Genomic DNA, 8,981 nt, shown 5'->3' on the forward strand with positions numbered 1-8,981 from the left:
ACATGAAAGCCTCGTCGAATGACGAGGCTTTTTTCGTTTATAACGCTCCCGAGAGTCCTTCGGCCTCTTGGTCTCGGAGCTAGGCGCCCCCGTTCGAGTCCCGTTGGAATGCCAGTCTAGCCGTTCCGTTAATATAAGAAAGCCTGTCAGCTGACAGGCTCTCTTACTGACGTTAGCCGTTAACTTGCTTTACTGACTTGTCCCTCACGTAACTGCTGCAGGACCTTGGCTTTTGGGCCATCGGCAATGATGCTGCCTTGCTCTAACACAATCAAACGGTCGACAATATCCAGCATGCTACTCTTATGAGTGATCAAGATTAAGGTCTCATCCTTGCTCATGTTACTCAGTTGCTGTTTGATATACATCTCTGAGCGATTATCCATACTGCTAGTTGGTTCATCCATTAACAGAACTGGAGGGCGCCCGACTAAAGCCCTGGCGATGGCAACCGCCTGGCGTTGCCCGCCGGAAAGGGTACTGCCACCTTCGCCGACTTGGCGCTCTAGCCCGGCAGCATCATGCTGAGTAAAGCTAGTTACACCAGCCCGGTTTGCTGCATCGAGAATTTCACGGTCATCAGTCAGCGGTCGACCAAGGGTAATATTGTCACGAATAGAACCGTAGAACAGCATAATGTCTTGCGGTACACAGCCAATATTGCGTCTGACGTCAATATGGTGCAACTGTGAAATGTCGGTATCATCAATACGCACAGAGCCAGCCGTTGGTTGATAAAGCCCCATAATCAGCCGCTCAATGGTGGTTTTTCCTGAGCCGATACGACCAATGATCGCGACTTTTTCACCTGGATTGATGGTAAGGCTGACGTTGCGTAATGCTGCAACCTCAGTGTCAGGATATTTGAAATCTACCTTGTCTAGCTCAATTTTGCCTTTGATCAGAGGTCGGTGAATATAGCGTTTACCTTCTTCTTGCTCGGAAGGCATAGCCATTAATTGCTCAATGATCCCCATCGCTGATTTAGCCTGGTTATAGCGGGTTGAAAGCAATGACAGTTGTACCAGGGGGCCGACAGCACGGCCGCTGAGCATGGTAGCGGCGATCAGTCCACCCATAGTCAGTTCCCCATCGGCGATGAGATAAACGCCGAAGACAATCATCGAAACAGAGACCAATTGCTGCATAAAACCGGCGGCGTTCTGTACTGAGTCGGTTAGGCGACGCGATTTAATTCCCCAATTAGCCATATGGGCTACGGCTTCTTCCCAACGATGCTGGAATTGGCTTTGGGCACCAAAGAGCTTGACGGTTTCCAGCCCGTTCAGGCTTTCAATCAAGTTGGCATGCTTCTGCGATGATAAGCGAGAGCCTTCTTCAATTGTTCGACGCAGCGGACGTTGGACCAAGAAGCTGTGTATGATCAGAATAAACACCGCAAATAGGGGAACCAGAGCAAGCGGTCCGGCAACCAGCCAAATGATCGCTAAAAATAAGATAGCAAATGGTAAGTCAATCAACGCAGAGACGGTGGCAGAAGTAAAAAACTCCCGGATAGACTCAAATTCCTGCATATGCCGGGCAAAGGCACCGACCGAAGGCGGGCGCGCCTCCATTCTGATACCCATAACTTTGGCAAAAATTTTGGATGAAATAAGCAGATCTGATTTCTTCCCAGCTAGGTCAATAAAAAAGCTGCGCAGTAGCTTGAGCAACAGGTCGAAAACAAAGACTACCGTAATACCGGTTGCGAGTACCCAGAGTGAGTTGAAGGCTAGGTTGGGGACAATTTTGTCATACACCAAGCGGGTAAATAATGGACTGGCAATAGCGAAGATATTGATCAGGATTGAGGCGATCAGTACATCACGGTAAATAGCTCGAGATTCCCACAAAGTGCTCCAGAACCAGTGCCCCTCTCGGGTTTTAAGAATTTCAGGCGAGCGCTCATCGTAGCGAAACTGTTTCTTGAATAGAAAAACCTGCCCGGTGAATTGGGTCTCTAACTCTTTTAGTGGTACCCGTTGCTGCATGAGATCAGCTTGGGGTAATACGATTTCTGCTTCTTGGCTCTCTTCATCAATGCTGAGCAATACACAAGCATCACCGCCTTTGAGAATTAATATAGCAGGAAGCAACAGCGGAGAGATCGCCGTTAATTCCAGCTTGCTGTTTTTGGTGTTCAGCCCGGCTCTTTCTGCAGCACGAGGTAATAATAACGGGGAGAGTTTCCCGTCAGACAGGGGCAAACCGGCTAATAGGGCATCGGGTGAATTAGCCAGGCCGTAATAACGGCTGATATATACCAAAGCGTGCAATAACGGATCTTTCATCATTATTTTTCGTCGCTACCCTTATTATCAAAAATAAACCCTTGGAAGCCGCTTACAAAGCTTTCGGCCAAGGTTTTCAACTGGCTTTCGGTTTCTACTCGGGTTGCAATAGTGGTGATGTTTAAGTTATGTGCCGTACGCGAAATTGAGGTCAACACGCCGGTTTTGGTTTCATCATCTAACTCGTTGGTGTAGGCAAAATCGATCTTAACGTAGTCCGGCCTGAACTCATTGAGGTAGTCTAGTGAACGGAAATGGCGGCCATAGTTATCAACGCCGAACTGAAATTTGTTCTGGTGGATGGTCTCACATAGCAGGCCAATATGGTCCGGATTACGTACAAAGGCGGCTTCTGGTAGCTCAAACATGATACGAGATGACAGTTCGCTATTATTTTGCATCATATTGCCAAGCCAACGTATAAAGGAAGCATTGGTAATACTGCTCTGGGTCAGGTTTATTGTCAGCGGGCCAAGAGTAGGCTCCTGTTTTAACCTGTTTACCATTTGGTTGATCACATGGCGATCTAACGTGTCACCAATATCAAGCTGCTCGATTGCCCCTAGGAATTGCCCCGCACTGTAATAATGGCCATCCTTTTCAATAGCGGCAAAGACTTCATGGTGAAGGATGGTTCCGTCCTGTTTTGCAGCCTTCTGGAACTTAAAGCTGAATAGCTCGTTGGCAATAGCTTCGAGCAGCAGGGATTTCCATTGCTGTTTGCCTAAGCTGACACCGAAGTTTTTCTGTTCTATCAGAGCAATGGGCTGTGCTGGGTTTTGTGCGGCTTGGGTAAGGGCATTGTCAGCCTGCGCTAGCATAGTGCCTACGTTCAAGCCATGATGGTTCATGACAAGACCAACGTTTGCCTGAAGGGTGGCTTCGCCCATTGGATCGGCCTGTAATTCGCTAATGATATGCAACATACTTAGCCCAATTACTTGCAGCTCGTCTGCACTGACATTGGGAGCGAGCAGGGCAAACTCGGCTTGTGAAAGGCGGGCGAGGGTAACTTCTGTACTGTTCACTGTTGCCAACAAACCCTGGGCCAGGGCTGATACCATTTTGTCGCCGGCTTCATAGCCCTGGTTGTCATAACACTCGGTGATTAAATCTACTTTTAGCAGAGCCATCCCGCCAGTCGAGGATTCAGCCAGCCAGGATTCGAGCTGATTAATATAGTAGCTACGGTTACCCAGGCCTGATACTGGATCTTGATAGGCACGCTCTCTCAGCTTGTCAGCTTCCTGTGCCTGCTCTTTAAAGTAAACTTCCAGTTGAGAACTCATGTGGTTAATGGCCAGCACCACGGTTTTAAGATCCCTGGTTGTAGGGACTGGCAGGGGCTTACCAAATTGGTTTTTGGCAACTTCTTCGGCTCGACGAGTAATAAATGTCAATGGCTTAAGTGAGTAGTTCAACAGCAGAGACATAATGACAGCAGTGATGAAGAACATTGCTGCGAAGCCGCTTACTAGCTGTACTGTCGCTTTCCAGAGCTGCTGGTAAGCAAAACCTGGGTGGCCGGTTATTTTAACTTCTGCAAGTTGTAGCCAGCCACTGGTCAGCATTCGTTCGTCAGTGATACTGCTGAAAAAATTGAGCGAGACAAACCAATCGGGTACACCATCAATTTGAGTAGGGTACTGGCGAAGGATGACTGCATTATCACTTAGCATAGTCAGCTTCACTTCGCTATAAAACCCGCCGTCAAACAGCGCGTTAATCACCGACTCGGCAGCCACTTTGTCATCAGCTTCCAGGTAAGGGGATAGCGCCAGCCCCATAGAGTTGATCGTGTTGTTGATCTCTGTGGCCTGCTGGTTTTTTAAAAAGTTGCGCGTAGTACTAAATTCAACAAAGAATACTGATGTGATCAGTATAAAAAAAACTGCCAACATCCATGTGAGTAGTCGTTTATATAGCGTCATAGTGGTTACCCATCATAATTTTTGATCGGTTTATTAAGTTTGTTAGTGTTGGAGCGTTGTCTTAGATCATTCCATAAGCTGAGTCGGGAAGACTTGCCAGCTAGGGTGCCTTGTCCACGCCCTTTCATTAGCCAAAGCCGGTTACCGTTAAAACTGTATATCGGCAAAAGATCCGTTCTCTTCGAGGCTTTTTTGATTTCGCCATCAAGGTTATCCAGTAGTAAAGGCTCTGAGGTGGGGGTTGGGTAATAGGCTACAACCATGTGAAATTGGTTGAGCTCTATGGCCTTGACATAGACCAGTCGAAGTTTGCTGTCTTCAATTCCCAGCTCCCTGAGTGAGAAATACTTCGCAATGCTGAAGTCTTCACAATCACCCGCATTGCTACCCAGAAACTCCAGAGGAGTTGCCCAGTAGTCTTTTTGTCCCCACAGTTCACTGTCATCGACAAAATAAAGCTGGTTAAAAAAACGGTTTACTTGCTCGAGCTTATCGACTTCATTGTGACGGGCCGTATCAACGATAAGGTTGCGCCATGCTGACACACGCAGTCCGGCTCTAGGGCCATATACCTGGGTCACCTGTTCAATCTGTTTGCTTTCACTTTCTGTCAGTGCAAGTACACTGACAGAAAGAAGAAGGCATGAGCAGAGCATCCACCAAGTTTTCACTTAATGTCAGCCTGGTGGCTCAGTTGTTGCGGTGAGTAAAAATAGTCCATTCTCTCTCAACATCTCCCTTAAATCCGACGACCGTTCCGACAACACGGCGGCTCAGTGAGAAAGCTCTTTCAGTGCTGGCGCTGTTAACTGGGTCACTGTCACCGTGGCCAACAATAGTCAATCTGCTTGCTGCAACACCTAAGTTGATCAAGGATTGTCTGATTGCTTCGGCTCGCAGCTGGGATAGTTCAATATTTCGTGCCGCATTGCCCACCTTACTAGCATGCCCTTGTAACTCAAGCCCGGTTTCTTGGTATTGTTTCAGAAAATCAGCCATAAGAACAATATCAGGTCGGTATTGTGGCTGGATTTCTGCTGAGTTATTAGCAAATAAGACCCGCAGCGAGTGCGTTTCAGTACTACTGATGTGTCTTGGGCAGCCGTCATTATCCACGACAGCCAATGAGGCGGTCGCTTCACATTTGTCCCTAGCGTTTATTACGCCATCACTGTCATCATCGCGTAAGTCAGCCTGTTGCTCTGCAAGGGGGGGGAGTTCTACCTCAGTAGAGAATCCTACCTGGTTCGAGCAGCCTGAGATCAATAGGCTTAGGAGCAAGCTATGCCAGAGTTTCATTGTTAACCTCATCCTTATTTATCAAACACAGACTGTTGCCACTCTTGCGGCATATCGACCCGAAGAGCTGCCAATAGTCGGCCGGTAGAGTTCAGGATCCGGTACTGTGCTTGAACCTCGGAAAAATAGGCTTCAACATAGGATTTACGGGCCTCAAACAGCTCATTCTCGGTATTGAGCAAATCTAGCAAGGTGCGCTTGCCAATTCTAAATTGTTTCTCGTAGACAATGACAGTTTCTGCCGCTGCGTCGACATGGGCTTGGAGAAATTCTTTTTGCTCTAAGGTGAGGTTCAGGGCGCTCCATGATAGGCGGGTCCCTTCTTCAAGCATCCGCAGGGCGCGATCACGAATATCTCGGGATTTATTAATCTGATAAGCGGCTTGGCGACTTTCAGCCGTGTCGGCTCCCCCGTTGAACAGGTTATACCTCATGCGCAGCATTGCGCTAAGCTCGTCTGTTGAACCTTCAGAACCGTCAGCATCTTCGGTCCAGGTTTGTGTCGCTTCGAAAGTAAAGGTGGGATAAAAATTCCCTTTACGTTGCGCATATTGGGCTTGGGCGGCCTCAATATCGAGAGAGGAAACCAAAACAACCGGGTTTTCTTTCAATGCAACCTTCAGCGCGTTTTCCAGGGAGTTTGGTAGAAAGAGTTGGTCAACCTCCGGTTTGACTAAATCTCGGGGTAGCTCGCCTACCACTCGTAGAAACTCTGTTTGTGAATCGAGCAAGTTATTCTGCGCTGCCCGCAAGTTACTTTGCGAACGGGCAACACGGGCTTTTACTTGGGCCAGATCGGCAGTTGAGCCTATGCCTGAACTTGTGCGCTTTTGAATATCTTGATAAATGCGCATATGGACATTGAGGTTGCTTTCTGTCAGCGCCATCACCTCTTCGGCCTGCAACGATTTGAGGTAGACTTCGATGACTCGGAGAGTTTTGTCCTGGGCATCGGCAATGAGCTGGTAGCGCTGGGCCTCAGCCTCAGCTTGTGAGCGCTCGATGTTATACAGGCTCGCAGAGCCATCCCAGATCAACTGCTTGAAGCTTAGTGTGGCATCTTTACGAGTAAAGCTGTCACCACTGGTGTTTTTGGGATCGTTATCGAAGCTTTCATGACCGACCCCTGCTTCAAGGTCAAGCGAAGGGTAATAGCCGCCCTTTGCTGCATTGATACTTTGCTGCCGACTTCTGAACTCATTGAATGAGCTCCTAATATCAGGGTTAGAACTTAGCGTTATGGCAACGGCTTGTTCCAGTGACTGGGCATAAGTCATTGGTATAGCTGTTATACCGGCAAGCAAGGTGAAAAGTGTCCAGTTAAAGCGAGTTTTCATATTCTTTTCATCTCTCACTATTCTCTAAGCGCTGAATGCCGGGCTTGCAAAACTGGTTTGAGCAAGTAATCAAGCACAGTACGTTTGCCGGTTATGATATCAGCAGAAGCTGTCATTCCTGGAATAATCGGTAGCGCATTTGCGCCTTCTCCTAAGTTATTTTGCTCGGTGCGTACTCTAACCAGATAGAAACTGTTGCCCTCTTCATCTTGGATGGTGTCTGCACTGATGTGCTCTAGTGTGCCGTGTAAACCGCCATAGACAGTAAAGTCATAAGCTGTGAATTTGATTACCGCTTGCAACCCCGGACGTAAAAAAGCGATATCTTGCGGGGCAATCTTGGCCTCAATTAATAGGTTATCTTCACTGGGTACAATTTCGATGAGATCCATACCCGGCTGGATAACACCGCCTACTGTATTAACGTGGATCTTTTTGATGGTGCCTGTTACTGGTGAGACAACCACTGTGCGGTTGACTCGGTCTTTAAGCCCAACCTGGCTTTCTTGGATTGCAGAAAGTCGATCGCCATTTTCATTAAGTTGTGCCTGTTGTTCAGAACGAAATTTCAGTGCTATATCAATCCGTTTAAAAATACTTTCCTGGATTGCAGCAGTGAGTACTGGCGTTTTCAATTCGGTAGAGGTGAGCTCACGCTTGGTATCATTGACCTGGCGCTGTATTTTGAGTAGTTCGATCCGCGGCACTACGCCTTCATCCGCCAATGGCTCAGTGATCGTTAATTCTTTTTGAGCAATTTCGTAACTGCGGCGTAGGTTTTTGATCCTGGCATTGGCTTCAATCAATTCTCGTTCTTTTTGGTTGATCTGTTGTCCGGTTAGTGACAGCTGGTTTTTCAGATTGCTTAAGGCATCGGCATATTCTGCATGCTGTCGCCTTACCAGGTTGGAGTACCGCTCGGCAAATTCCGGAGTAAAAGTGAGTTGATCGGTTAGAGCTGTAATACTGTTGCGCCAATCTTGCTCTGTCCCTTTATTATTGTCATTGACCCGAATACTGGCCAAAAGGGCATTAAGACGCGTTGAATCAGCCAGCAGGCTGGCTAACTCTTGCTCTTTCTCCCTGAAATCGGAGCGGAAGCGGGTGTCGTCAATAAGCAGTAATTGTTGCCCTTTACTTACTAGGCTACCTTCCTTGACCAATACTTCTTTGACTAGGCCGCCCTCAAGATTTTGCACAACCTGCAGTTGTGAAGATGGGATGACCTTGCCGATACCGACCGTCACTTTATCTATTTCTGCCCAAGAAGCCCAAACCATCGCACATACAAAGAAAAGAGCCATAACCCAAAGCATGATGCTGGCACTTTTCGGCGCCCTGAGTAATAAGGCTGCCGTTTTGTCATCAATGTAGTCGAGATGCTGAGTGCCCGGTGAAGGCGTCTGCGTGTTCTCTTTCGGAGCCTGATTCATTTTTGTATCTTATTTTCTAATGGCCATATTAGCGATGCGCTAGGATAGAGGATTGTACTGTTAAATTGAAATTATTTCCCTGTAACGGCGTCAATTATTTGACTTGATCCCCTCTTTTTACCTGCGCATATAAAACTTACAAAGTACTCAATAAGTTAGAAAAACGGTAATTGCATTGAAACAGGGAGTCAGTTCCTCTTATTCATTACAATATCTATTGATGATTGTGTTATATCATCCCTGCAGATAGGTATCTACACAAATTTAACAGAAAGTCCTTTAAAATCCTGAGCTTCTAGTAACTTACCTGAGTGAAAATGTAATGCCGTCTCGCTGGTTCTTTACATCCATTCTCTGTGGTTAAGCTCAGAGTAAACTATCAGATGTTGCTTGAATTAGCTGTGACCACTGGCAGCGTTAAGGGTATTGACGATAGGTTGGTTTTGGGGATGGATTTGTACTGAAACGGCTGGACTAATCTGTTATGTAAACCGGAGCCAAACGGCTGGTTTATGGCTTATTTTTAATTTTTTGTGACCTGTATATTGTTTGGGTGTATTTTCTTGTCAATTCATTGGCGAGACTAATAATTTTTTGACTATTTTGATAATAGAAATGGTAATATATACGATCATTTATGTTATAGATTAAGCAGTTTCGCTAGGCTAAATCAGAAAAGGGTGCATC

The 8,981-nt window shown here is 46.9% G+C and carries 6 protein-coding genes; all 6 read right to left on the reverse strand.

Features of this window, described 5'->3' with window-relative positions; genetic code table 11:
• Positions 1-179 precede the first annotated feature (179 nt).
• The 6 genes from AC51G0_RS26840 to AC51G0_RS26865 are packed head-to-tail and all read right to left on the reverse strand — an operon-like array spanning position 180 to position 8,294.
• Positions 180-2,294: a type I secretion system permease/ATPase gene (locus AC51G0_RS26840; RefSeq protein ID WP_496304219.1), complete on the reverse strand. Its 2,115-nt coding sequence runs from the start codon at positions 2,292-2,294 to the stop codon at positions 180-182.
• Between the two features lie 2 nt (positions 2,295-2,296).
• Positions 2,297-4,225, reverse strand: a complete 1,929-nt coding sequence (locus AC51G0_RS26845; RefSeq protein ID WP_496302619.1) for a bifunctional diguanylate cyclase/phosphodiesterase — start codon at positions 4,223-4,225, stop codon at positions 2,297-2,299.
• Positions 4,226-4,230: 5 nt separating this feature from the next.
• Positions 4,231-4,881 (reverse strand): transglutaminase-like cysteine peptidase, encoded by a 651-nt coding sequence (locus AC51G0_RS26850; protein ID WP_496304220.1) that lies wholly within the window; start codon positions 4,879-4,881, stop codon positions 4,231-4,233.
• A 34-nt stretch (positions 4,882-4,915) separates the two neighbouring features.
• Positions 4,916-5,524, reverse strand: coding sequence for an OmpA family protein (locus AC51G0_RS26855; protein ID WP_496302620.1), 609 nt, complete (start codon positions 5,522-5,524; stop codon positions 4,916-4,918).
• A 14-nt stretch (positions 5,525-5,538) separates the two neighbouring features.
• Positions 5,539-6,861, reverse strand: coding sequence for a TolC family outer membrane protein (locus AC51G0_RS26860; RefSeq protein ID WP_496302621.1), 1,323 nt, complete (start codon positions 6,859-6,861; stop codon positions 5,539-5,541).
• Between the two features lie 17 nt (positions 6,862-6,878).
• Positions 6,879-8,294, reverse strand: a complete 1,416-nt coding sequence (locus AC51G0_RS26865; protein ID WP_496302622.1) for an HlyD family type I secretion periplasmic adaptor subunit — start codon at positions 8,292-8,294, stop codon at positions 6,879-6,881.
• Positions 8,295-8,981: the final 687 nt, after the last annotated feature.

Source organism: Photobacterium sp. HL06 (assembly GCF_059552575.1).

Excerpts from the sequence above, each read along its gene's own strand:
- AC51G0_RS26860 (WP_496302621.1), bottom strand. The coding sequence starts at position 6,861 with ATGAAAACTCGCTTTAACTGGACACTTTTCACCTTGCTTGCCGGTATA.
- AC51G0_RS26850 (WP_496304220.1), bottom strand. The coding sequence starts at position 4,881 with ATGCTCTGCTCATGCCTTCTTCTTTCTGTCAGTGTACTTGCACTGACA.
- AC51G0_RS26865 (WP_496302622.1), bottom strand. The coding sequence starts at position 8,294 with ATGAATCAGGCTCCGAAAGAGAACACGCAGACGCCTTCACCGGGCACT.
- AC51G0_RS26845 (WP_496302619.1), bottom strand. The coding sequence starts at position 4,225 with ATGACGCTATATAAACGACTACTCACATGGATGTTGGCAGTTTTTTTT.
- AC51G0_RS26855 (WP_496302620.1), bottom strand. The coding sequence starts at position 5,524 with ATGAAACTCTGGCATAGCTTGCTCCTAAGCCTATTGATCTCAGGCTGC.
- AC51G0_RS26840 (WP_496304219.1), bottom strand. The coding sequence starts at position 2,294 with ATGAAAGATCCGTTATTGCACGCTTTGGTATATATCAGCCGTTATTAC.